Below are 22,635 nucleotides of genomic sequence, written 5' to 3' on the forward strand. Positions count from 1 at the left end.
GCCTCTACTTCGTATGTGGTGGACACCGCGGGGCGAGCCGTGCTCAGTTCGCCGCAGGATCGTCGGGGCGGTCCCGGCCGGTCAGCTCTGGACCGGGGAGACCTGCGCTGGGAGTGCCTGGGTCGGTCAGATCCGAGCGGGGGGTTTGACCGGGCCGGTCGTGTCGCTGGTCGTCCCTCACGCTGCGCGCGTCGCGCAGTCCGGAGGTGAACTTCGACAGCAGGCCGGTGGTCGGCGGCTGCCCCTGCTGCGGCGCCGGGCTCGCCGGTTCAGCGGCCGGGACCTGGGGGCCCTCGCTCTGGCTGCGGCGCGGCAGCGGCGGCCTTCCCGCGCTTCCCTCAGGCGGTGGCGTGGCCGGCCCGGGTGCCGCCGTCGATGCGGAGGTCGGCGCAGCCGAGGGAAGATCGACCGGGGGAGGCGTGGCTGGACCAGGGGCAGCCGCGGCGGCCGTGTCCGAGCCGTCGAGGCCGCAGGTGTCGAAGGCCGACCCGTCCAGTACGGCACTGGCCGGAACGGCAACCGACTGACTGGCCGGAGCGACGGCCGAGACGGCGGCGGGGGGACCGGCGGGGGTCGTCGCGCGGCGGCGCGGCAACTCGGGCACCGAGGTCATCGGCGCGCCCAGCGTCGCGGCTGAGGCCGACAGGAGCGTGTGTGGCACCACGACCACAGCCCGCGTCCCGGAACCGTCCGGATGCAATCCGATCCGCAGGTTGTGCCGGGCGGCCAGCCGCGCGGCCACCAGAATGCCGATCTGCCCCCGCCGGACCTGTTCTCGCGGGCTGATCAGCTCCGGGGCGGCCAGGATCCGCCGCAACTCCTCCAGCTTCTCCCCCTTCAGTCCCAGGCCCTCGTCACGGATCTCCACGGCCAAGCCGCCAGCCATCGAGCGCGTGGACATCAGCACGGCCGTGCCCGGGCGGGAGAACTTGGTCGCGTTCTCCAGGAGCTCGGCCAGCACATGGATGACGTCCGGACCCGCCAACCCCGCGACCCTGGGATCGTCATCGGGAAGCGTCAGCTGGACCCGGTCGTAGTCCTCGATCTCAGTCACCGCCTGGCGCAGCAGCGTGGAGACCGGCACCGGCTCATGGGCCCGCCGGGCGGTGCGGCCGCCCAGCACCGCCAGCCGCGCCGCCGCGCGACGCAACTGAACCGCCAGATGATCCAGCTCATACAGCGCATCGAGGCGGTCGGGGTCCTCCTCCTCCCGCTCGGCGGCTTTGAACCCCGCCAGCTGCCGGCTCACCAGCGAATGCACCCGATGCCCGACGTAGACCAGCACTTCCCGGTCAGGCTCGTCACCGGCCCCCCGCTCACCAGCGTCGACGCCGCCCGAAGCGAGCGCCGGCGGCAGGTGCGCCGGTTGCAGGTGCGTCAGCTGCTCCAGGTGCCTGGCGATGGCGCCCAGGTGCTCATCGGTCCGGCCCAGGCACCCGGCCAACTCGCCCGTCCCCGGATGGGCTCCGGATCCCTCCAGATGGCTGATCAATCGGGCGAAACCGCTGTCGATGTGTTGGCGCCACGAGGACATCTGCTCGATCGCGGTGGCGTGACCGGCGACCTGGTGCCGCAGCAACTGATCGGCCACGGCCCGGCGGTGCCGGTGATACCGGTCGGACTCGTGCCGACGCATCACAATGCCCATCACCACCAGCGCCGCCCCGGCCAGCGACACCGCCACGGTGGTCAGCTGCAGGCCCTGCGCATCGGAGCGATCGATGAGGGCGTAGACCACGACGGGATAAATGACCATGCAGGCCAGCAACAACGCCCCGACCCACCACGGCCACCTGCCCGGGGCAGAGGGCGCCGCATGCGCCGGACCCGGCGGCGTCGGGTTCGAGGAGGTCATATCTCGGCCTTCGTCACGGTGAGGAGGGAAAGGCAGATGGCGGTCCGTCGCCACTGAGGTCCAGGTCTGGGCCACAGCCAGGAACGCAGCCCGGGCGAGGGTGTCGGGGATGTCCGCTTCACAACGCTCGCCGCCGCCGCTGCTGGCCGCAGACCTCGCCGACGCCGCACCGCAGGTCCACGTCGGTGGGGACCGGCCACGGGCCGGGGTCTGGACGCCACGCCGGCGCCGACACCAACCCGGGCGGGACCATCACCATCCCGGCGCACAATCTCTCAAGACTTGCGAGGTCACGGACGCGCGGCGGGCCGGGGCTGGTATCAGCGCACACGTCCCCGAGCGCGGCCAGGCCACGGTCGTGCTCGGCGGTCAGATGGCAGAACGCGACGTAACTGCCGGCTGCCAGGATGGCCCGGAAGGCGGCCAGGGCCGCGACCGCCTGGGGCTCGGGCAGAAGGTCCAAGCTGTTGATCAACAGCACCGCGACCGGCCGATCCAGGTCCAGGGTCTCGGCGGCCCCCTCCAGCATCGCGCCGGGATCGTCCAGCCCCGCCCTGACGAAACCACAGGCGCCGGGGGACTCGCCGGCGAACATGGCCTCGGCGTAAGTCATCACCAGAACATCGGCGTCGCAGTACACCACGCGGGCACGCGGGTTGATCGACTGGGCGACGGCGTGCACCTCGTCGATTTGCGGCATGTCGACACCGGCGACCAGGAACTGGTCGATCCCGTGCCCGCCGGCCAGGGCCCGAACCACCCGGCTGCGGAACGCCAGCCGCTGCCGGGCGATCGAGGTGACCTGCGGGAAATGCGCCTTGACCTTGTCGCCGAGAGCCTTGTCGGCGGGGTTGTAGTCCTTCCCACCGCCCCACCGGACCCAAAGCCGCGCCATTGCCGGCCGGGAGTGGTCGTAGGCGACAGGGTCGCACTCGGCGGTGCACGAGCCGGCCGCCATGTCACCGCCGGTCATCAGCAACCCCCCGCCGTGTGGTCTCGCTCCGGCTGGTGGTCGGGCAGGACCGCGGCCATTCCCACGACACGGACCGTCTCGTGGACCTCGCCCTCATAGCTGCCGTCCGGCGACCACAACTGCACATCGACCAGACCAGGCGGCGCCAGGTCCCAGCCGTCCGCCAAAGCGGCGATCTCTTCCTCGTCGCGGAAGATGATGGGACGGCTGGCCCGGTCGTAGGCCCGGGTCATCCCGCTCACGCGTTCCTGGCTGGTGCGGGACTTGGTCGCGTGGGACACGACGACCACGCTGCCCGGAGCCAGACGGTCCCGCAGACCTGCCATCACGGCGGCGGGATCGTCAACGAAGTGCAGGACCGCGGCCAACACGACCACTGCGGGCTTGCTCAGGTCGATACGACCGGCCAGTTTGGGATGGCTGTGAAGGTCGGGGTGGTCGAAGATGCTGTCCAGGTCGGTGACGTCGCCGCGCAACACGTGGCCGTAGTTCTCGCGCAGCGCACGGGCGTGGGCGAGCACCACCTCGTCGTTGTCATAAGCGATCACGACGGCTCCAGGGTCGACGTTGCGGACGCAGGTCTCCACCGAGTCGAGCGGGACGCTGCCGACGACGCCGTCAATGCCGATGCCGACGACCAGCCCGACACCGATGTCGAACACCTGCCGGATGCCGTACTCGGCCACCGCCCACGCGGCGACGCGTCCGGCGAACCTGAAGTTCTCCTTGGCGACCTCCGGCGCTTGCGGCGAGGTCCCGATGACCGCCAGGGCGGCCTCCCGGTCGATCGCCGTCCAGTTCTTCCCGCCCAGCAGGAAGTTGTAGACGCCGGCAGCGGAGGCCTTGGTGAAGGCGAGGCCCTGACCAGGCCGGGTCATGATTCCGCCGCCGTGAGCAGCTCGTGCAGCCGCTCGGCCGTATCGGCGTCCACGTCGGTGGTCCGGGCGACCGACCCGTCCTTCGTGCGCGCTCTCGTATCGAGGAACCCCCACCACCGGTCCTGATCGGAGTGCACGATGCTCCAGCTCGGGTGAGCAGCTTTCAGCCAGGCCTTGGCCTGCTCGGTGGGGTCGGCGGCGCCGGTCGTTGCTTCCATGGCGGGGTTTTCCTCGTGTGTTTCGCGCGGGTTCATTAGCCAAAACCGGGTCGTCTGCCGCAGGCCGAGAGGGCACCGGGGGATCACAGGCCGTGTCCCCCGGGAACATCGGGATGGGGAAGGTGGGTGACCTCCGTGACCACTGACGACGCGCGGCGTCCGTGGGGGCCGGGCCGCCGGCGGTGAGAGCGGACACGGCGGCCGCAGGCTCCGGGAGGTTGCGGTGCGGTACCCCCCATCAGGAAGGCGAGTCGATCGGCGATTGCATCCTGGTCTTCGACCTGGGCGAGCAGGTTCGGGGTGGACGCCCAGAAATCTCGGACGCGCCCGCCGCACCAGGCGATGAGGCCTTTGGGCGAGTGGGCGGTGGGCTCCCCGCATCGCGTCAGGGTTCTCCAGCCATGAAGGCGCGTCGATCGAAAATGCTGATTGCCCGGCTGCTCCTGTCTTACGCTACTCACTGCCAGGACTCCTACTCCTGGAGGGCACCGGAGTTCCCTATCTATCCGTACAGAGGAACCGGAGCCGATCTGTTTCTGACGTGTCGATCAATTGTTTCCCGATCGAGGGTTACTGTGGAACTATTGAGATGATGGGGAGGTGTTGGGGAGGTGTTGAGTCAACATCTCCGCGATGCTCCGCAGGGATAAGAATGTTCAAGGAGGGGCGATGACCTCAACGACCTTCGGCGATCGGCTGCGCCACATGCTGCGCGAGCGCGGCATGTCTCAGAACGCGCTGGCAAGAGAAACCAACTACGGCCCCAGCTACCTGTCGAAAGTCGTCAACGGCCATTCGTCGCTTACACTGGAGATGGCCCAGAAGATCGATGCCGTACTCAAGACAGGCGGTGAGTTCGCCGACACCTACTGCCGCCCTGCTCCGATCGACCTCACCGACCCTCCAAGGGGTGAGGAGCATGAGGACGCCGAGGAAATGGAACGACGCCGACTTTTCCAAGCGCTAGCCGTGCTGGGCATCGCCATGACGCCCGCCGCCACCGCGCTCGAACACATACGTGATGCGGCGGACCGCACGCTTGGCCGCGACGACTCCCTCCATGTCGAAGACTGGGAGAACACCCTGGTCGAGTACGGCTACGCCTACATGGAGCACTCGCCGTCCCGCCTGCTGCGCGACCTTGCGCTGGATCTGGTCCTCGTGCAGCAGGCCACCCGGGTGGCCCGTTCCAACGGACGCAGCTACAACGCCTGGTGCCGTATTACTGGAGGCCTCGCCGTTCTTATCGCCAAGACGCTGTGCAACCTCGGTGAACACCGCCAGGCTCGTGGCTGGTGGAACACCGCCTCTCGCGCTACCGCACGTGCGGGTGACCACGACCTCGAACTGTGGGTGCGTGGCGAGCAACTAATCCATGGCCTCTACCAGGGCCGCCCTACTCAGATCCTGCTGCGCGAGGCCGACCTAGTCCGCCGAGCCGCCAGCACACACCGCCCAAGTCGTGGCATGGCCAAGGTCCACACCGCCAGCGCCCAACTACACGCGCTCAGCGGCGATGTCGACAGCGCCAACAGTGAACTGGCCGCGTGCCGCACTGTTTACGAAATGCTCCCAACGGCTGTCACCGAAGACGTGTCTTCAGTCAACGGCTGGGCGAGGGACCGCCTGACCTACACCGAAACCTGGGTGCATGCCTATCTCGGCGCCGCCGCAGAGATGGAACGTGCCGCCGCTCAGACTCTCAGCCTGTTGCCTCCCGGACCCGTGAGCGTGCGTGCGCATACCCAGATCGCCCTCATGCGGGGGGTCGGCCACGTCCGCGCCGGCGACGTCGCCACGGGCATCTCGCTAGCCGAACGCGCCTATGCCAATCACCCCGCCGACCAGCGCACCACGCTCATCACCGCGCTCGCCTCACAAGTCCTGACCGATGTCCCCATCCGGGAAGCGCAACGCCCGGCCGTCGGTGCCTATCGGGAACTCCTCGGGCCGTCAGGGTTGCCCGCGCTCACCTGAGGTCCAGCACGTACAGGTCGAACTCGGTCTGCGTCTCGCCGGGAGTCCCGGGCACCCGACCGATCTTTCGCCATCCCCATCGCTCATACATCTGCTGCACGTCCCGTTTGGCCGGGCTAGTCGCCAACGTCGCCCGCTGCTCGGCCCGCCTTTCGAGCAGGTCGTTCACGAGCCGCCGACCAAGTCCCTGGCCCCCCGCTTCTGGGAGGACGGCCAGGTCGATTAGCGCGAACGTCCGCCATCCGTCCTCGACGGTGAACGCCGGGTCGGATGGCACCGGGTCCAGTCCGGACCACCACCCAGCGCTGTGGAGCGGCAACCCGTAGACAAAGCCCACCAATCGGTCATCATCCTCCGCCAAGAGCGCCTCAAAACCAGGCACAGTTGCCTGGCGAGCCGTTCGGTCGCGATGGTCGCCAAGGTCGTAACCTGGGAACGCCACCGCGTACACCTCCTGGATTTCTCGCAGCCGTGCCACAGTCTGCTCACCGTCGAGACGGATGACCCTCAACACCATGCGGGAAGGGTACGTCCCCTCGCAGGTGCAGGCCGACCGCTTCGGCAGCTGAGATAATCGCCTGGACCTGGTGCCGAAGCGTGTTCGGGACGGCCCAGTGGGTTCACGCTTTGGTGACCCCAGCGCCTCAATTAAGAGATCACGCCTGGATGTCAGTTGGCGGTGTTGAGCCATTGGGCGGCCAGAGCGTCGGTGCGCGCGAGGGCAGCGCCGCCGCGGTGGCGATGTGGTGTGAGCATTCCGCGACATTGGGCGACGGCTTTGCGGGCGCGCGCGGATGTGATGCCTTGGAGGAGTTCGAGCGCCTCTATCACCGCCTCGCATGCGGGTTCGGTGGCGCCGCGTTTGGCGTGGTAGCCGGCGAGGTCGCACAGGTTGAGTGCGCGGACGCGGGGGTAGAGGTCGGGGTCCCATCGGCTGACGGCAGCGGCGAGGTGTCGTTCGGCGGCTGGGTCGCCGAGGTCGGCGAGGACTTTGGCTGTGTGGGTGGTCAGCAGGGGTTGTGGGGCGCCCATGGCCGAGGCCCACCAGGGCCGGTCAGCGCCGGTGGTGTGGGTGTTGATGGAGCGTTCTGCGTTGTTGAGTGCCGTGCGGGCGGCGCGGGCGTTGCCGGCGGCGGCGTGGGCGCGGGCTTCGGCGAGGTGCAGTTGCCCGAGGGTGGTGGTGTCGGTTCGGCCGCGGGCTGCGGCTCGGGCGGATTCGGCGATGTGGACGGCGTGGCGGCCGTGTTCAAGGTCGATTGCCTGGTGGGCCATCAGCCGCAGGATGAAGGCGCCGTGCGCGGGGTCGGCTTCGCGGGCGAGCTGCCAGGCGTGCAGGTAGTACCGCTGCGCGAGGCCGTCGCGCCCCTGGTCGTGTGCCTTCCATCCGCACAGGCGGGCTACTTCGGCGACGGCTCCGTACATCTGTGCGCGTACGCGGGAGTTGGCTGGGCGGGCCTGGAGGTAGGCGGTGGCGTCGGTTGCCAGGTATTCGGCGATGGCGGTTCGTCCGGAGCCGCCGCCGAGGCGTTCGTCGGCACGCGTGAACGCGTTGATGACCTCGCGGACCGTGGTGACCTCGGCGTGGCCGACGGTGCCGATACGGCCGGCGTCCACGGGTCGGTGCGGGGGCGGGGCCGCGCTTGCGTGGGTGGGGAGGGCGACGGCGAGCGGTAGGGAGAAGGCGGAGGTGATGAATCCTCTGCGGTCCACGTCGCTCCTCCCCAGGTGTGCCAGGTCCGTCACCGGGTCGCCCGTGGGGTCCGGAACGTGTTCCGGCGAGCCTAGCCCCAGCAGTTGCGGTGGAATCCCCCCGAGCGCAGCGGCGAAGCACCGGCGGGCGTCCAGGCTCAACTCCGATAAGCCCCGCTCGTACCGGGACACCTGGGAGGGGGAATAGCGGCACCTGGCGGCTAGATCCGACAGCGTCCATCCCCGGGCGTTGCGGACCGCGCGGATGACGGCCCCGGCGTCGCCGCGGGCGGCGGCGTCGCGCACCGCGGGGGAGTCCCATACCGCAGAAGTGCCCATGGCCTGTTCCGCTCTCACGTGCCGAGTGCCAGCCTTCCACAGTAACAAAACCCCATCGGGCAACTCCATCATGGTTGCATGAAATGCAAACGGTTTGCACGAATTGCAAGAGACCTGGCCCCGGCGCAGCGGGCGCGCTTTTGTGGGCGGTGAACTCCCGAATCGCTGGAGTCGTTGACATCACCGGTGTCGGCCGCACCAATCCGCCAGACTGAACCGGCCGCCCGGCCCAGCTCCCCGAAGCCATTCTGAGCGGCCGAAATGCGACGAATCAGACATCTCAAGGAGGCTTTCCCTCGATGACACCGCACAGTGACCGGCTCACCGCCCTGGCCGCGCGTATCGCAGGAGGCGCGTCTTGAGCGTCGACACTGCGAGCCGTGCCGACCGGGCCGAGGAACTCCGCAACGCCCTGGTCGACATCATCGTCGCCGACCACGAGGACAAGGGCCTGAGGATGCCCGCCGAGGTGGAGCGGGCGATGCGGACCGTTCCCCGCGAGGCCTTCACCCCGGGCGTGTCGTTGGAGGAGGCGTACGAGAACACGGCGGTCATCACCAACCGGCGCGGCGCGGAGGCCACCAGTTCGGTGTCGGCGCCGTACCTGATCGCCGAGATGCTCGGCCAGGCGTTCGACGCGCTCGGCGGCCTGGCGGGCCGCGATGTCCTGGAGATCGGAAGCGGCGGCTACAACGCCTCGCTGCTGCGCGAGCTCGTGGGCTCGGCGGGGTCGGTCACGACCGTCGACATCGACCCCCAGGTGACCGACCGGGCCAGCTCCTGCCTGGAGAAGGCGGGCTACGACGATGTCACGGTCGTGTGCGCGGACGCCGAGCACCCGGTCGAGCCGGGCCGCCGCTTCGACCTGGTCATCGTCACAGCGGGGGCGTGGGACATCTCGCCGGCCTGGCGTGAGCAGCTCATCGACTCCGGTGTGATCGTCGTCCCGCTGCGCACGTTCGGGATGACCCGGTCGTGGGCGCTGCGGCGCTGCGGGGACCGGCTGGTCAGCCACAGCCATCGCCAGTGCGGCTTCGTCTCGATGCAGGGCGACGGTGCCCACCAGATGCGGTACGTCGACATCGCCGATGGTGTCCACCTGCGGCTCGACGAGGACCAGCGGACCGCCCCCGACGTCCTGGCCGGTCTGGTCGCCGACATCCTCGCCAGCCCCCGCGATGAGGCCTGGGCGGGGGTGAGCCTGCCGCCCCCCACCGTGCTGGCCGACCTGGACCTGTGGCTGGCGACCCGCCTCAGCCGCGAGGCGGGCGAATTCGTGATCCTCACGGCGCAGGAGGCGGCCGTCGAGTCCGGCACCGTCGCTCCCTCATGGCGGTTCGGAGCCCCCGCCACCCTCGATGAGGGCACGTTCTCCTACCGGTCGGCGCTGCGCTGGACCGGCAGGAAGTTTGATCTCGGCGCATACGCCCACGGGCCCGAGGCCGCCGCGGCGGCCGGGCGGATGGTCGAGCACATGCGCGCGTGGCTGGAGGCCGGCAGTCCGGCGCCGGCCCTGCAGATCCTGCCCGCGCGCACCCCCGACGGCGACCTGCCGGACGGGACCGTCCTGGACAAGCGGCACAGCCGCATCGTCCTCACCTTCCCCACCATCACCTCTCGATGAAAGGACCCCTCCTGATGGACAACGGCGACTACGAGCTGGACGTCCGCCTGGTCGACTCCGGGGACACCGCGAGCGGCCACGCCACCAGCACCGACGACAACTGCGGCTCGGGCAACACCGGCTCGAGCGCCTGCACCACCAACGCCAACATCGGCGCCGTGCACTAGCACCCCGCCCGCCGGGCCCGGCACTTTCCCTCCTCACGGTGAGCCGGTGCCGGGCCCGGCACCCGGTTCCACGGCCACCATTCCCCCTCCTGCCTGGGCGGTGAGCGATGTTCCACGCGACAAGTGCGGCGTTGATCAGAGCCGCCGCCTACCCCGAAGGCCTGGTCCTGCCGCCTTGGCCCGACCTCACCACCGACCGGCCAGGGGAGTGGGTGCAGTGGCTGCGGCAGGCCTGGACGCTGCCGGAGTTCGCGGCTACCCTCACCCCCGCCGCCCCCGACTTGGCCGCCCAGATCACCCGCGCATTGGACGGAGAACCGTTCCAGACGCGACGGCTCCGGCGCCTGGTGGAAGCCACGATCCGGTATCTGCTGCGATGGACGACCCGCGCAACACCGTTCGGCCACTTCGCCGGTGTCGCGCCGGTCGAACTCGGCGCGCACGCGGCGGTCAACTGGAGCGGGCGGCACGAGGCCGCGGAGCGTCCCGACGACCGCTTCGTCGCCGAGCACACCGCACAGGCGGAACAGGATCTCGCGGTATTGCGCACGGTCTCGGTGATGACCAACACCCTCGGATACGCTCGCGGCGGCCGGTGGGTACTGCCGTGCGCCCGCACCGAACACGACCGGATCTGCGACGTCGAAATCACCCTGACCGATCCGGTGCGGGTGGCGGTCGAGACGGCCGCCACCCCGATCGCGTTCGGAGACCTCGCCGCCAAGGTCGCCGGCACCTTCACCGGCCGCGCCGCCCACCGCGACGCAGGCAGGGGGGCTGAGGTCGAGCAGGAGGCCGAACAACTGCTGGTCGCGCTGGTGAAGGCGGGTGCGCTGCTGTCGGCGCTCCGGCCGCCGATGACCGTGACCGACCCGGCCGCCCACCTGGCCCGCCACCTGAAGCATCACCCAGACCAGCACGTCGGCGCCCCGGGCCAGCGCCGCGGCCTGCCCGACCCGGCCGACCACATCGCCGTCGACCTGCGGGTCGGATGCTCGGTGACGCTGCCCCCGGCGGTGGTCGCCGCAGCCGAGGACGCGGCCGCCACACTGACGGCTGTGGCGCCGCACCTGCCCGGCTGGGCCGCCTACCATCGCGCGTTCATCGAACGATGGGGCCCCGGCGCCGCCGTGCCCATCCGCGAGGTGGTGAACGTCCTTGGATTCCCCGCCGGGTACCGGGGCTCACCTCACCGCGACCCGGCGGGCTTCACCACCCGCGACGCGCTGCTGGCCGAGCTCGCCCAACGGTCGACCCTGGACGGCTGCGCCGAAATCGTGCTCGATGACGCACTGATCGCCGCGCTGCGCGGCGACGATGACCGGCCCCCGATCCCACACACTGAACTGCGGTTCACCCTCGCCGCACACACACCACGCGACCTGGACCGGGGCGCGTTCACGTTGACCGTGACCAGTGGCTCCCGCCACGCGGGCGTTGCCGCCGCACGGTTCCTGCACCTGCTCACCCCCGGCGAACTGGACCGCTTCCGCGACGTCTACGAGAGCCTTCCGACCGCGATGCCCGGCGCTGACACCGTGCAGTTGTCCGCGCCCCCGCTTCAGACCCGCCTGGCCACTCTGGCCCGCGGACCCGAACTGCTGCCCGTGCTGCCGGTCGGCGACTTCCACCCCGATCCCCAGTGGCGCATCGCGGACCTGACCGTGGCCGGCGACGGCGAGCGGCTGTGGCTGGTCTCGGCCAGCACCGGACGGCCGGTCGAGCCGCTGCTGCTCAACTGCGTGCTCCTGCCGACCGCCCAGCAGCCGCTCGCGCGGTTCCTCGCCGAGATCTGGACGGCGTGGACGGCCCCGTGTTCCCGGTTCAGCTGGGGGCATGCCGCAGGTCTACCGTTCCTGCCCAGGGTCCGGCGGGGCCGTACCGTCCTACACCCGGCCCGCTGGATCATCTCCGCCGATACGTTGCCCGGCCGCGCCGGGTCGTGGCCGCAGTGGCGAGACGCCTGGCAGCGGCACCAAGAACGGCACCGGGTGCCGCGTGAGGTACTGATCAGCCAGGGCCGCGGGTTCGACGATGTGCGGTTGCGTCTGGACCTTGACGAGCCCACCCACCTGGCGGTGCTGCGCAGCCACCTCGACCGGTTCGGCGCCGCCACTGTCACCGAGGCCGACGGCCCGTCCGGCTGGATCGGCGGCAGGCCCGCTGAACTTCTGCTCACTCTCACCGCCCCGCCCCAGCACCCGCAGCGCCCGGCCCTGCCAGCCCGCCCCGTCTGCACTGTGCAGCACCGGCCCGGACGGTCACGGTGGCTGGACGCCCGCCTGTTCGGCCGCTCCCCGGGCATCCTCACCGACATCCTCACCCGCCTTCCCGAGCTCCCCGCCGGCTGGTGGTTCCTTCGCTACCCCGACCCCCACCACCACCTTCGGCTTCGGATCCCGCTGCGCGATCCCGCCGAGTTCGCCGACGCCGCCCACGACCTCGCGGGGTGGGCGGAAAGGCTGCACGACGACGGCCTGGTGACCGACTGCACCCTGGCGACCTACCAGCCTGAGACCCGCCACGGAATCGGCCCGACCCTGACCGCAGCAGAGGAGGTCTTCGCCGCCGACTCCCGCGCCGCCCTCGGGCGACCGGCGGGCGACCGGGAGGCCGCCACAGCCGCCGGGATGATCGCCATCGCCGACGGGTTCACCCGCGGCGACGGTCTGCGGTGGCTCATCGTCCACGTGCCGCACCGCAGCGGACCGCGCCTGGATCCCGCGCAGCTCGCCCGCGCCCGAGCTCAAGCCGACACCCGCAACCCGGGCAGCAGCTCGGGCGCCACCCCAGCGTGGACGGGGGACCTGGCCGAAGCGCTGGCCACGTACCGGGCCCTGGCCGACCAGGACGGGTTGGACACTGATCAGGTCCTGGCGGACCTGCTGCACCTGCACCACGCCCGCATGATCGGTGTCGACACCGCATCCGAAAGGCACTGCCTACGCCTGGCCCGCACCATCGCCCACACCCACCTGCACGCCCGCCCCGGGTCTCGCCGCAGAAGCCAAGACCGAGCCGCCCTCGCCAAGAGCCCCTCAAGCGGGACACCATGACCAGGGAGCAGAACCTCGCCGAAGGAGCCGCCGGCATCGCCCTGCTCCACCTGGAGACCGGCAACTCCCAGGCCGCGCACACCGCACTTCGGGCAGCCGCCTCCGAAGGTGTCAGCGTCGCCAGCGGGGCCAGCCTCTACTACGGGGCTCCCGCGCTCGCGTTCGTCCTGGCCGCAGCCGACCACCCAGGGCTCGACCGCGCCAAGGCCGTCACCGCCGCAGGGACCATGGCCGTGACGCGCCAACGCCTGCAGGCCGCGCACCGGCGTATCGACCAACACCGACGCCCGGCCTACGCCGAGTTCGATCTCATCCGCGGGCTGACCGGCCTCGGCGTCGCCCTGCGCCGCATCGGCGCCGTCGATCTGCTCCGCGACGTGCTGACCTACCTGGTCCGGCTCACCGAACCGCTCGACGGTCTCCCCGGCTGGTGGTGCCCGACCAGTCCACACTGGAACGAGCCCAGCCTCGCTGGAGGCCATAGCAACCACGGAATGGCCCACGGGATCACCGGGCCCCTCGCCCTGCTGGCGGTGACGATGAACGACGGCGTCAGCACCGACGGGCAACCAGCGGCGATCGCCCGCATCTGCCAGTGGCTCGACCACTGGGAACGCCGGACCGACGACGGCCACGCATGGTGGCCGCAGATCATCACACTGAACGAGCTGCACCTGAGGGGCGAAGGGCAGTCCGAACCGTGGCGGCCGTCCTGGTGCTACGGGACCCCAGGCATCGCCCGCGCGCAACAGCTCGCCGCCCGCGCCCTCGGCGACCCCACTCGCCAGATGAAGGCCGAGGCGGCGTTCGCGGCATGCGCGAGCGACCCTCAGCAGTTGGCGCGCCTCACCTGCCGCGGCCTGTGCCACGGAACCGGCGGTCTCCTGGCCGCCGGACGCAGGATCGCCGCCGACGCCCTCACCCCCATCCCCGTCCCGGAACTGCTGCGCCTGCACGACAAAGCCCCCGCCGCTCCCAATGAGCCGCCCGGCCTCCTTGACGGAACCGCTGGCGCAACCCTGACCGCCACCGGGGTCGCCACCTCCTGGGACGCCTGCCTCCTGCTGTGCTGACGAAAGGCCAGAGCATGGACGAAACCTCCCCGGCGGCCCCTTGGGCGCAGGTGAACATCGACTTCCCCGGTCCAGACCCCCGAGCGCGCGAACGGCGAGCCATCGCCCACCTCGCCCCCCTGCCCGCCGCCGAGGCCAACAGCCTCATCACCTCATGGTTCTTCATCCGCAAGGGCCGCTGGCGCGTCCGCTACCTGCCCACCGAACCGAGCGCCCGCGACCGCTGCACCCTCCACTCCCAACTCACCCAAGACGTCGCCTGGACCGGCGACATCTACGAGCCCGAAGTCCATGCCTTCGGCGGCCACGCCGGCATGAACACCGCACACGAGCTGTTCCACGCCGACAGCCATCACCTGCTCACCTACCTCAATGGCGCCGCCACCGACCGCAGAGAACGTTCACTGGTCCTGTGCGCGGCACTCATGCGCGCCGCCGGTCTGGAACTCGAAGAGCAAGGCGACGTATGGGCCCAAGTCGCCGAAAAGCGCGCCGCTCTCCGCCGTGAACCACCCGACCCCGCAACATGGAGGTCCTTCACCGACGACGTGCGCAGGCTCCTGCTCGGCGCAGCCCGGCCGGACGACATCGGAAACACCTGGCTCACCGCGTTCGAGCAAGCGGGCGCCCAGCTGAAGACTCTGCGCGAAAGTGGCCGCCTCACACGGGGGATCCGCGCCGTGACCGCCCTTCACGTGATCTTCCACTGGAACCGAGTCGGCATCACCGGCTCTACACAGGCCACACTCGCCTACGCCGCCAGAGAAGCGATCTTCGCTTCCGCCTGATCGAGACGGCGGCGCCGCGGCGGTCTCAAGGTTGGTTCCGGCACGAACGTGTGGCGTGGAGTGTTCGCGGACCGCCCGGGTGATCGAAGGGTGCGGCGGAGGTGACCGGCCTAGATGAGCCGTGGTCATCACGGCGGCGCGCAGTTCTACGGGCTCGGCGGTTGCGGGGACGGCGGATTCTGTGGTGGCGAGGTTGGAAATGGCGGGGCGGATGTGACCGGTGTACGCGACCGCCGACCGGTCTTGGTGAACACGCCTGCTGCTCGCGGACTGAAATGATCTTCCAGTTGTGGCGCTGATCGCGAGGCCGAGGCATTCGGCCTTACGAAATGCTGGACTACTTCTCGGCCTGCGGGTGGAGGATCTTCAAGGCTGGCGAGAACGTCGTCCAAGAGCGCATGGAATGCGGCGATGTTGCGGACGAAGGGTTCGGCGTAGGTGTCCGGGTGGAATGCCTGTGGTTTCGTCGAACAGGGGGCGCTGGACGACGCAGCGCACGGTGCGATCAGAGGCCGCGAAATGTCGCCGCGGCGTTGTACCTTCATCCCGCGACAGCACCGGACGTTAGGGCGCATTGCTGTGAGTGACATCGCTGGGGAGCTTGCCCGGGTGCAGGAGGCGTTCGAGAAGCCGACGCTGAGACTGCTGGAGCGCAGGTGGGCGCCGTTCATCATCGCCGTGTTCAACTCGTCTTTCGGCCGGGACCAGCAGAGCGTTCCCGCCGAGCGGCTGCACATGCGGGTGGACGGTTTCCTGGCCGAGCTGCGGTCCATCGGCCGCGACGTCCCCGACGGCAGCGGCCGGGACCTGTGCCTGAAATGGACGCACAGCAGCTGGCTGGCGCGCTCCGACAATCCCGCGGGGGGATACGAGTATTCGCTCACCTCGAACGCTATGGAGGCGATGGCGCTGGTCGACAGCCTGACCCGCGACCGTGCGCTCATCAGCGAGTCGAGACTGAAGATGATTCTGCAGACTGTGCGGCAGTGGGCGGCAGAGGCGAACGCTGTCCGCGAAGACCGCATCCGCCGTCTCGACGAGCAGATCGACACCTTGTCCAAGGAGCGGGACCGTCTCGCTGCCGGCGGAGAGATCTACGCCGCCTCCGACGACCGGATGATCGACGGCTACTCCAACCTCATCGACCTGATCTCCCAGCTGCCAAGCGACTTTCGACGTGTCGAAGAAGCTGTCGGCGCGATGCATCGCGCGATCGTCGCCGATTTCCGGGACGATCTGCGGCCGATCGGGCAAGTGCTGGACGAGTACCTGGCGCGCTCGGACGACCTCATGACCTCCACCGCTGAAGGCCGCGCGTTCGAAGGAGCTCTGGAGTTGCTGCGTGACGATGCGCTTTTGCTTGATCTGCGCAACGACCTGCAGACGATCCTCGATCATCCGTTCGCCGCCGCTCTGACGCCCAGCGAGCAGCGCGACTTTCGGGCAACCGTCACCGTCATCCGCCAGGGCACCTATGAGGTGCTCGAACGGCGGGCCCACCTGACCACGACGCTGCGGGAGCACATCGTCAACCACGACCGGGTGAAGGAGCGCGAACTCGAAGAACTGCTGCGCGGTCTGCAGCGGGAAGTCGGCGTGTGGATGCAGACGGCGCGGCCGCGCACCACCGTGCCGATCGAGCTGATCCCGCCCGGTCTGGACATCAGTCACCTGCGGGAACGCTTCTACGATCCCGGCGGTGAGGTCGCGCTTCCCCCAGTTCGGGACGTGTCGCAGGCAGCACCGCCCCCGCCCAGCCTGGACGAGCTGCGCCGCCAAGGCGGCCCCCGGCTCCAGGAGACCAGACAGGCGGTCGTCGACGCGGCGACCGGCGAGCAGGCCGGTTCGCTGGGGGAGGCGTTCAACACCTTGGAGACCTCGTTGCGGCGCCCGGTGGAGATCCTCGGGCTGCTGCACCTGGCGACCCAGGCAGGCATCCTGCCCGCCGCCGACACATCCGGCGGGTCCCGAACGGGCGATGTTGAGGCCTTCGAGGCGGTGCGGCCCGACGGAACGCGCCGGACCTTCGACACCACGCGAGTCCCGCTCGACGCCGAATCCACCGCCGCGCTCGCGGCCCTGCCGATCGGACCAGAGGCATGAGCGACCAAGACGCGCGCCCCGCACCGACCGGCCACCAGCATCAGGGAACTGGGACGATCCAGGACGCTGGCGCCCACGAGGCTTCCCACGAGGATCTGGAGGAGATCTTCGACGAGACGAGCACATCGCTGTTCGAGGGAGACCAGGGAACGCTCACCTTCGAGCAGCGCAAGACGCTGGTCGCGGTGTTGAAGAACCGCTACATCTCCGCGGCCGAGCAGCCGCGGGACTGGCGAACGCTGCTGGAGGCCAGGGAGAAGATCACCGCGGCGCTGCACAACCTGTTTCTCGACCTGCACATCGACGAGCAGTACCAGGTGGCGTTCAAACGGCAGGCCCAACCCGAGGCAGACGGACGCTTCCCGACGCTGCTGCACGATGTCGCCTACGGTCGCGAGGACACGATCCTGCTGATCTTCCTGCGGCAGCGGTTCAGCAGCGAACGCGCCGCCGGCCGCGACACCGTCGTGGTCGCCCACAGGGAACTGGCCGACGCGATCGCCCAGTTCCGGCCGCCGCACGCGACCGACCACGCCGGCGACGCGCGCAGGGCCGAGCAGGCGATCGAACGGATCCGCAAGGCCGGCCTGCTGGCCCGGACACCCGACCCCGAGCAGTTGCGGATCTCGCCGGTGATCGAGGTGCTGCTGCCGGTCAACCGGCTGGCGGAGCTGATGGACTGGTTCATCGACCAGAACCACCCCCGCGGCGCTGCCCCGGCAACCGATGCGACCCCTGACACCGCGGAGGCCGACAGGGCAGATGCGGGGGAGGAGCAGTGACCCAGGATCCGCTGCTGCACGTCGACGGCGCGACCGAAGGGACCACCCAGTGGCGGGCCGAGACACTCCAGGTACTGAACTGGGGCGGGTTCGAAGGCCATCACACCATCGACCTGTCCGCCGGTGCCACCCTGCTGTCGGGCGCGTCCGGCACCGGCAAAAGCACACTGCTGGACAGCTACATCGCGTTGATGATGCCCTCCGACACCCCGTTCAACGGCGCCTCCAACGACGCGACCGTCGGCCGAGCCCGCGGCGAAGCGCAGCGCAACCTGCTGTCGTATGTGCGGGGCAAGACCGACACCGGCCGCGACGCCAGCACCAACACCCGGCGTGACGCCGTCCTGCGCGGCGGCGACGGCCCCACCTGGTCCGCCCTGGCCATGACGTTCGTCGACGACAACAACCGGCGCCTGACGGTCCTGCGGACCTACCGCGCACCCCGGGGCGCCACCAAGACCGGCGACATGATCATGAAGATGGCCACCGTCGACGGCGCCTTGGACCTGCGGGACCTGCAGCCGCTCGCGGCCAAGGACTTCGACCAAGCCGACCTGAAGGCGCGCTTTCCCGGGCTGACCCCGCACGGCACCTACACCGAACTGGCCGAGACGCTGTACGCCAGGCTCGGTATCGGTGCCGGCGGCGACGGTGAGAAGGCGCTGCGGCTGCTGGCCCGCATCCAGACCGGCGAGCAGGTGAAAACGGTCGACCAGCTGTACAAGACCGCAGTGCTCGAGCGGCCCGCCACCTACATGCACGCCGACCGGGCCAGCGACCACTTCGCGGACCTGGACCTGGCGTATGAGGCGATGGTCACCGAAGGGCACAAGGCCGACGTGCTGCGCCCGATCGTCGGCCTCCACGATGACCTGCAGGCCGCGCAGGGCACCGTCGCTCGGATCGATCAACTGGGCCTCGACCGGGCAGGCGCCTCCCCGTTCCGTCGGTGGCAGCTCACCACCCAGACCTCCCTGCTCAGCCAAGCGATCGACGCCAATCGGGTCGAGCACACGGCCAAGGCAGCCGACGCCGAGGACGCGCGCCTGCAGGTGAACGACCTGGAACAGCGTCGCGACGACCTCAGCCGACAGATCGGCCAGAGCGGCGGCGACACCCTCATCCAGCTTGAGAAGAAGATCAACGAACTTCGCCGCGACCTCGACGAGGCCCACCGGGCGCGCAGCCGATTCGATGAGCACACCGCGATGATCGATGGCCCCGCCGCCCGCGACAAGGCCGCGTTCGACCAGCTGGTGACCGACGCAGAAAAGTTCCTCACCGGCTCCGACGAAGCTGAGGAACAAATCGAAGCCGACAAACGCAAGCTCTACAAGCAAGGAGCCCCCCTCCAGGACAAGATCGACAGCCTTGTCAAGGAGAAGACCTACCTGGCCGGCCGTGATGGGCTCATCCCTCAGCACCTACATCTGGCTCGCCTGCAGATGGCCCAAGCCGCCGGGATCGCGCCCACCGATCTGCCGTTCGTCGCCGAGCTGATCGACCTGGCACCGAACGAGGAGGCCTGGCGAAAAGCCGCCGAGGTCACCCTCGCCTCCATCACCCGCGTCCTTCTCGTCGACGACGAGAAACTGGAGCAGCTCAGCCGCAGCATCGACGCCCTGCACCTTCCGATCCGGGTCAACTTCCAAGGCGTCCCGCTCAAACCCCACGAGCCCACCCGGGGGCACGGTGACCCGCGCTGGATCTCCGGCAAGCTCGTGCACAAGCCGTCGCCGTTCACCCACTGGATCCGCGACCGGGTTCAGGCCAACGGCATCGACGCGCTCTGCGTCGACACACCACACGACCTGTCCGGCGGCGGCCGCCGCGTCACCCGCAACGGGCAGACCAGGCAGGGCCGGCGCGGCGCCCACGGCGACCTCGGCGACCGCAACGTCATCGGTTTCTCCAACCAGGCCCGCATCAACGAGATCAAAATCGAGCTCGCTGAGCTGCACGGCCGGCTCGCCGACCTTCGCGAACTGGAAGGCAAGCTCAGCGACCGAACCCGCGACCTGAACAAACGCCGCAGCGCCTACCAGTACCTGAGCAGCATCGCCTGGCGGTCGATCGACACCGGCGGCATCCAGACCCTGATCGACACCACGCAGGGCCGGATCGACGAGATCCTCCAAGACAACGACCAGCTCCAGACCCTCCAGGCCGCCGCCGCGGCCGTTGACACCGAACTGAAGAAGACGCGGCGAACCCAGTTCGCAGCCGAGAACGACCGCGACGCCCTCCAGACCGAGCACGAGCACCTCACCAAGCAACTCGGCAAGGTCACCGCGGAACTGACCGCGACCGGCGACACCGACACGGTCGCCAACGACGTCGCCGCCTGGCTGAACAAGGAGTTCGCGGCCGTCGGCGACCCCACCGACCTCAAACGCTTCCCAGCCGGCATCGAACGGCTGCGCGGGCAGCTCATCCGCGCACGCGAGGACGCCCGCGGGAAGACCAACAAAGCGACCACCGGCATCGAGGGGATCTTCCGCACCTACAAGAACCAGTGGGACGACCCGAACCTGGGCACCACCCTGCGGTCTTACCAGGCCTACCGAGACATCTACGACAACATCGTCCAGACGGGCCTGCACGAGCGGCGCGACGAGTGGAAGAGGCGCCTGGCCAGATGGAGCGGCGAGGACCTGGTGCCGCTGAACGGCGCCTTCGACACCGCGATCGACCTGATCGAAGAACGACTGCAGCCGGTCAACGCCATCATCGCGTCCCTTCCGTTCGGTTCTCGCCGGGAACGCCTGGAAATACGCCTCGACCGCAAGCACAGCGACCCCAACGTCGCCGCGTTCCGCCGAGAACTCAAACAGCTGTCCTCCGGCCTCACCCAGCAGATGTCCGACGACGAGGCCGAGCAGCGGTTCACGCGCCTACGCGCCTTCATGCAGCGGATCGGCAAACCAGACGACCCCTCCAGGTCAACCGCGCAACGCGACCGTCTCCTCGACGTCCGCAAGCACATCGAGATCACCGCGGTGTGCCTCACACCCGACGGCGTCGAACGCTGCATCTACAGAGAACTCGGAGGCAAGAGCGGCGGCGAGTCCCAAGAACTCGTCGCGTTCATCGTCGGCGCCGCGCTGCGATTCCAACTCGGTGACGAAAGCCGCACCCGACCACGGTTCGCTCCCGTCGTCCTGGACGAGGCGTTCATCAAGTCCGACAGCGAGTACGCCGGCCGCGGAGTCCGAGCATGGAAGGCACTGGGCTTCCAACTGATCGTCGGCGCACCCTTCGACAAGGTCACAGCCCTCGAACCACACATGGACCGGCTGCTCGCCACCACCAAGGACCCGGCGACGGAGTACTCCTACGTCACCACCCTGACCGACCGGCAGGACCAACCATGACCCGCCCGCGACGCCGGACCGACACCAGGCCAGGGACGGGCCAGTGCTGAAGGACATCAACGAGATCGTCACGGCCGTGACCGCACGCCTCACGCGAACCTGGCATACCGAGATCGCCGACGCCGAACGGTCATGGCCCCGCACCTTCCCGCTCGGCTCGGTCACCCGAACCGAACTCGAAACCCGGTTCCCCGCGCTCCAACAGCAGGCCCTGGCCTGGCAGGAATGGGCACAGGCCAACCACCTCGACCTGACGTGGACCTCACGCCGCGTCCACGCAAGCACGCAGCAGATCCCCACCCACGTGACCGTCGCCGACGTCGACACCGCCGCCGCCCTCGCGGGCGGAGACTGGCCAGCACGGCTGCGGCGCGGACGGCAGCGCGCCCACCGCCTGCACGACACCTTCCCGACCGGGCCCACCCCGAAGATCCTGCGGGAGACCGACCACTACACACCGACGGACTTCGACCTCCTGGTCGCCGCCGCCTGCTGGTTCCGTGACCACGACGCCGCCGGCCTCACCCCCAGACAGGTGCCCATCCCCGGCCTTCACGCCAAATGGCTCAACACCAGCAGGCACCTGATCGCCTCACTCACCGAACGCGCCGACCTGGGGCTGCTGCCCCCGCACCCGCCCAGAATCCACTTCACCTACCTCGACCCCGACCACCGCTCAGCCGGAGGCCGCCGACACGACTCCGCCACCGTCGGCGACACCATGACGCCCGCCTACCCACCACACGTGATCGTCATCTCCGAAAACAAGGACACCGCCATCCACTTCCCGCCCCTGCCCAACGCGGTCTCGGTCGAGGGAGAGGGGTTCGGAGCCGCGGCACTCGCCCGCATCCCCTGGATCGCCGCAACACCGCACCTGATCTACTGGGGCGACATGGACGCCTACGGGCTCGAGATCGTCGACAACTTCCGACGCGAAGGCCTCCCGGTCCGCACCATCCTCATGGACGAAACCGCCTACCAGCAGTACGAGAAATACGGCTCATCCACCGACGCGCAGGGAAAACCCCTCAAACACGCCCCCCGCAAACCCCTGCAACACCTCACAGCCTCCGAAAGAACCCTGTACGAACGCCTGACCGACCCCGACTGGACGGGGTTCCTGCGCATCGAACAAGAACGGATCCCGCTGCAGATCGCCGCCGAAGCCGTCGGTCGAGCGATCACCCAGGCAGACATCTATCGATGTCCGGCTTGAGGATGGCTGGAGCATGGAGATCTCCAGGACGTCCAGGCGCCGCAGTCGGTCAGACGCGAGCGCGTGCGAGGTGGCCGAGGGCGTCGCGGCCGCGGTCGATGAGGACTGGTTCGCCTCGGGCGATGCCGGAGTTCAGGTAGGAGACGGCCAAGCGGGTGGTGAGCAGGAGCAGTGCCCGGTGTTCGTCGGCGGTGAGCGCGCGGCCGTATCCGGCCAGGAACACTTCCCGCAGGTCGGGGCGGATGGGCCAGATCGCGCCGAACAGCCAGACCAGGTCCTGGACCGCGGGGGCGTGGGTGGCGCTCTCGAAATCGATCAGCCCGAGGGTTCGGCGCTGGGGGTCCCACACCCAGTTGCGTGGGGAGAAGTCACCGTGGGTGCAGATCCCGCGGCTGATCGCCGCCGACGCAGCCCTGCGCGCCGTCCTGACCACGGCCCTGCCCGGAACCGTCGTCAGGAGCCTGCACCTCACCCCGACGACGGCGAACCGCGTTCACCGGCTCGCCGGGAACCTGCTGCG

General features: G+C 69.4%; 17 protein-coding genes and 1 pseudogene. 10 read left to right on the forward strand and 8 right to left on the reverse strand.

The features are described from left to right. Positions 1–43: 43 nt before the first annotated feature. The 4 genes from AB0C84_RS40190 to AB0C84_RS40205 all read right to left on the reverse strand — a co-directional run bounded on the left by AB0C84_RS40190 (position 44) and on the right by AB0C84_RS40205 (position 3,924). Positions 44–1,855: an ATP-binding protein gene (locus tag AB0C84_RS40190; RefSeq protein WP_361076588.1), complete on the reverse strand. Its 1,812-nt coding sequence runs from the start codon at positions 1,853–1,855 to the stop codon at positions 44–46. 118 nt (positions 1,856–1,973) lie between these two features. Beyond that, positions 1,974–2,828, reverse strand: a complete 855-nt coding sequence (locus AB0C84_RS40195; protein WP_361076591.1) for an SAM-dependent methyltransferase — start codon at positions 2,826–2,828, stop codon at positions 1,974–1,976. Then, positions 2,828–3,706 (reverse strand): SAM-dependent methyltransferase, encoded by an 879-nt coding sequence (locus AB0C84_RS40200; RefSeq protein ID WP_361076594.1) that lies wholly within the window; start codon positions 3,704–3,706, stop codon positions 2,828–2,830. Before AB0C84_RS40200 ends, AB0C84_RS40195 begins: the two co-directional genes overlap by 1 nt. Beyond that, complete coding sequence (locus AB0C84_RS40205) at positions 3,703–3,924, reverse strand: hypothetical protein (RefSeq protein WP_361076597.1); 222 nt, start codon at positions 3,922–3,924, stop codon at positions 3,703–3,705. Before AB0C84_RS40205 ends, AB0C84_RS40200 begins: the two co-directional genes overlap by 4 nt. Before the next feature lie 669 nt (positions 3,925–4,593). On the opposite strand from AB0C84_RS40205, the gene AB0C84_RS40210 reads away from it, so the two are divergent. After that, positions 4,594–5,901 carry a helix-turn-helix transcriptional regulator gene (locus tag AB0C84_RS40210; RefSeq protein WP_361076600.1) on the forward strand — a complete coding sequence of 436 codons (1,308 nt, stop codon included), beginning with the start codon at positions 4,594–4,596 and terminating at the stop codon, positions 5,899–5,901. Here AB0C84_RS40210 and AB0C84_RS40215 read toward each other — a convergent pair. The 3 genes and pseudogenes from AB0C84_RS40215 to AB0C84_RS40225 all read right to left on the reverse strand — a co-directional run. Further along, positions 5,894–6,418 carry a GNAT family N-acetyltransferase gene (locus tag AB0C84_RS40215; RefSeq protein ID WP_361076603.1) on the reverse strand — a complete coding sequence of 175 codons (525 nt, stop codon included), beginning with the start codon at positions 6,416–6,418 and terminating at the stop codon, positions 5,894–5,896. The genes AB0C84_RS40210 and AB0C84_RS40215 overlap by 8 nt on opposite strands. Before the next feature lie 152 nt (positions 6,419–6,570). Then, complete coding sequence (locus AB0C84_RS40220) at positions 6,571–7,611, reverse strand: hypothetical protein (RefSeq protein ID WP_361076647.1); 1,041 nt, start codon at positions 7,609–7,611, stop codon at positions 6,571–6,573. Positions 7,612–7,722: 111 nt separating this feature from the next. Next, a pseudogene (locus AB0C84_RS40225) lies at positions 7,723–8,001 on the reverse strand (helix-turn-helix transcriptional regulator); the annotation flags it as partial. Between the two features lie 286 nt (positions 8,002–8,287). On the opposite strand from AB0C84_RS40225, the gene fxlM reads away from it, so the two are divergent. The 9 genes from fxlM (at position 8,288) to AB0C84_RS40270 (ending at position 22,115) form a co-directional block, all read left to right on the forward strand. Continuing rightward, positions 8,288–9,553 (forward strand): methyltransferase, FxLD system, encoded by a 1,266-nt coding sequence (gene fxlM / locus AB0C84_RS40230; protein WP_361076604.1) that lies wholly within the window; start codon positions 8,288–8,290, stop codon positions 9,551–9,553. Continuing rightward, a complete protein-coding gene (locus AB0C84_RS40235; protein ID WP_361076607.1) occupies positions 9,550–9,720 on the forward strand; it encodes an FxLD family lanthipeptide in 171 nt (56 codons plus the stop codon). Before fxlM ends, AB0C84_RS40235 begins: the two co-directional genes overlap by 4 nt. A gap of 131 nt (positions 9,721–9,851) precedes the next feature. Beyond that, positions 9,852–12,776, forward strand: coding sequence for a lantibiotic dehydratase (locus AB0C84_RS40240; RefSeq protein ID WP_361076609.1), 2,925 nt, complete (start codon positions 9,852–9,854; stop codon positions 12,774–12,776). Further along, on the forward strand, positions 12,773–13,849 hold the full coding sequence (locus AB0C84_RS40245) for a lanthionine synthetase C family protein (RefSeq protein ID WP_361076612.1): 1,077 nt from the start codon (positions 12,773–12,775) through the stop codon (positions 13,847–13,849). The genes AB0C84_RS40240 and AB0C84_RS40245 overlap by 4 nt, the downstream gene beginning before the upstream one ends. Before the next feature lie 14 nt (positions 13,850–13,863). Then, entirely contained in the window at positions 13,864–14,637 is a 774-nt protein-coding gene (locus AB0C84_RS40250; protein ID WP_361076615.1) for a thiopeptide-type bacteriocin biosynthesis protein, read from the forward strand. A 579-nt stretch (positions 14,638–15,216) separates the two neighbouring features. Further along, positions 15,217–16,740 (forward strand): DUF3375 family protein, encoded by a 1,524-nt coding sequence (locus AB0C84_RS40255; RefSeq protein WP_361076617.1) that lies wholly within the window; start codon positions 15,217–15,219, stop codon positions 16,738–16,740. Then, positions 16,737–17,522 carry a DUF4194 domain-containing protein gene (locus tag AB0C84_RS40260; protein ID WP_361076620.1) on the forward strand — a complete coding sequence of 262 codons (786 nt, stop codon included), beginning with the start codon at positions 16,737–16,739 and terminating at the stop codon, positions 17,520–17,522. Before AB0C84_RS40255 ends, AB0C84_RS40260 begins: the two co-directional genes overlap by 4 nt. After that, positions 17,519–20,896, forward strand: a complete 3,378-nt coding sequence (locus tag AB0C84_RS40265) for an SbcC/MukB-like Walker B domain-containing protein (RefSeq protein WP_361076623.1) — start codon at positions 17,519–17,521, stop codon at positions 20,894–20,896. The genes AB0C84_RS40260 and AB0C84_RS40265 overlap by 4 nt, the downstream gene beginning before the upstream one ends. 43 nt (positions 20,897–20,939) lie before the next feature. Further along, entirely contained in the window at positions 20,940–22,115 is a 1,176-nt protein-coding gene (locus AB0C84_RS40270; RefSeq protein WP_361076626.1) for a Wadjet anti-phage system protein JetD domain-containing protein, read from the forward strand. A 49-nt stretch (positions 22,116–22,164) separates the two neighbouring features. Here AB0C84_RS40270 and AB0C84_RS40275 read toward each other — a convergent pair whose 3' ends face one another. Continuing rightward, positions 22,165–22,587, reverse strand: coding sequence for a phosphotransferase (locus tag AB0C84_RS40275; RefSeq protein ID WP_361076629.1), 423 nt, complete (start codon positions 22,585–22,587; stop codon positions 22,165–22,167). Between the last annotated feature and the right edge of the window lie 48 nt (positions 22,588–22,635).

It is taken from the genome of Actinomadura sp. NPDC048955 (genome assembly GCF_040649435.1).
In the GTDB taxonomy this organism is placed as follows: domain Bacteria; phylum Actinomycetota; class Actinomycetes; order Streptosporangiales; family Streptosporangiaceae; genus Spirillospora; species Spirillospora luteofluorescens.

Excerpts from the sequence above, each read along its gene's own strand:
- AB0C84_RS40200 (WP_361076594.1), bottom strand. The coding sequence starts at position 3,706 with ATGACCCGGCCTGGTCAGGGCCTCGCCTTCACCAAGGCCTCCGCTGCC.
- AB0C84_RS40205 (WP_361076597.1), bottom strand. The coding sequence starts at position 3,924 with ATGGAAGCAACGACCGGCGCCGCCGACCCCACCGAGCAGGCCAAGGCC.
- AB0C84_RS40210 (WP_361076600.1), top strand. The coding sequence starts at position 4,594 with ATGACCTCAACGACCTTCGGCGATCGGCTGCGCCACATGCTGCGCGAG.
- AB0C84_RS40190 (WP_361076588.1), bottom strand. The coding sequence starts at position 1,855 with ATGACCTCCTCGAACCCGACGCCGCCGGGTCCGGCGCATGCGGCGCCC.
- AB0C84_RS40245 (WP_361076612.1), top strand. The coding sequence starts at position 12,773 with ATGACCAGGGAGCAGAACCTCGCCGAAGGAGCCGCCGGCATCGCCCTG.
- AB0C84_RS40235 (WP_361076607.1), top strand. The coding sequence starts at position 9,550 with ATGAAAGGACCCCTCCTGATGGACAACGGCGACTACGAGCTGGACGTC.
- AB0C84_RS40215 (WP_361076603.1), bottom strand. The coding sequence starts at position 6,418 with ATGGTGTTGAGGGTCATCCGTCTCGACGGTGAGCAGACTGTGGCACGG.
- AB0C84_RS40260 (WP_361076620.1), top strand. The coding sequence starts at position 16,737 with ATGAGCGACCAAGACGCGCGCCCCGCACCGACCGGCCACCAGCATCAG.
- AB0C84_RS40250 (WP_361076615.1), top strand. The coding sequence starts at position 13,864 with ATGGACGAAACCTCCCCGGCGGCCCCTTGGGCGCAGGTGAACATCGAC.
- AB0C84_RS40195 (WP_361076591.1), bottom strand. The coding sequence starts at position 2,828 with ATGACCGGCGGTGACATGGCGGCCGGCTCGTGCACCGCCGAGTGCGAC.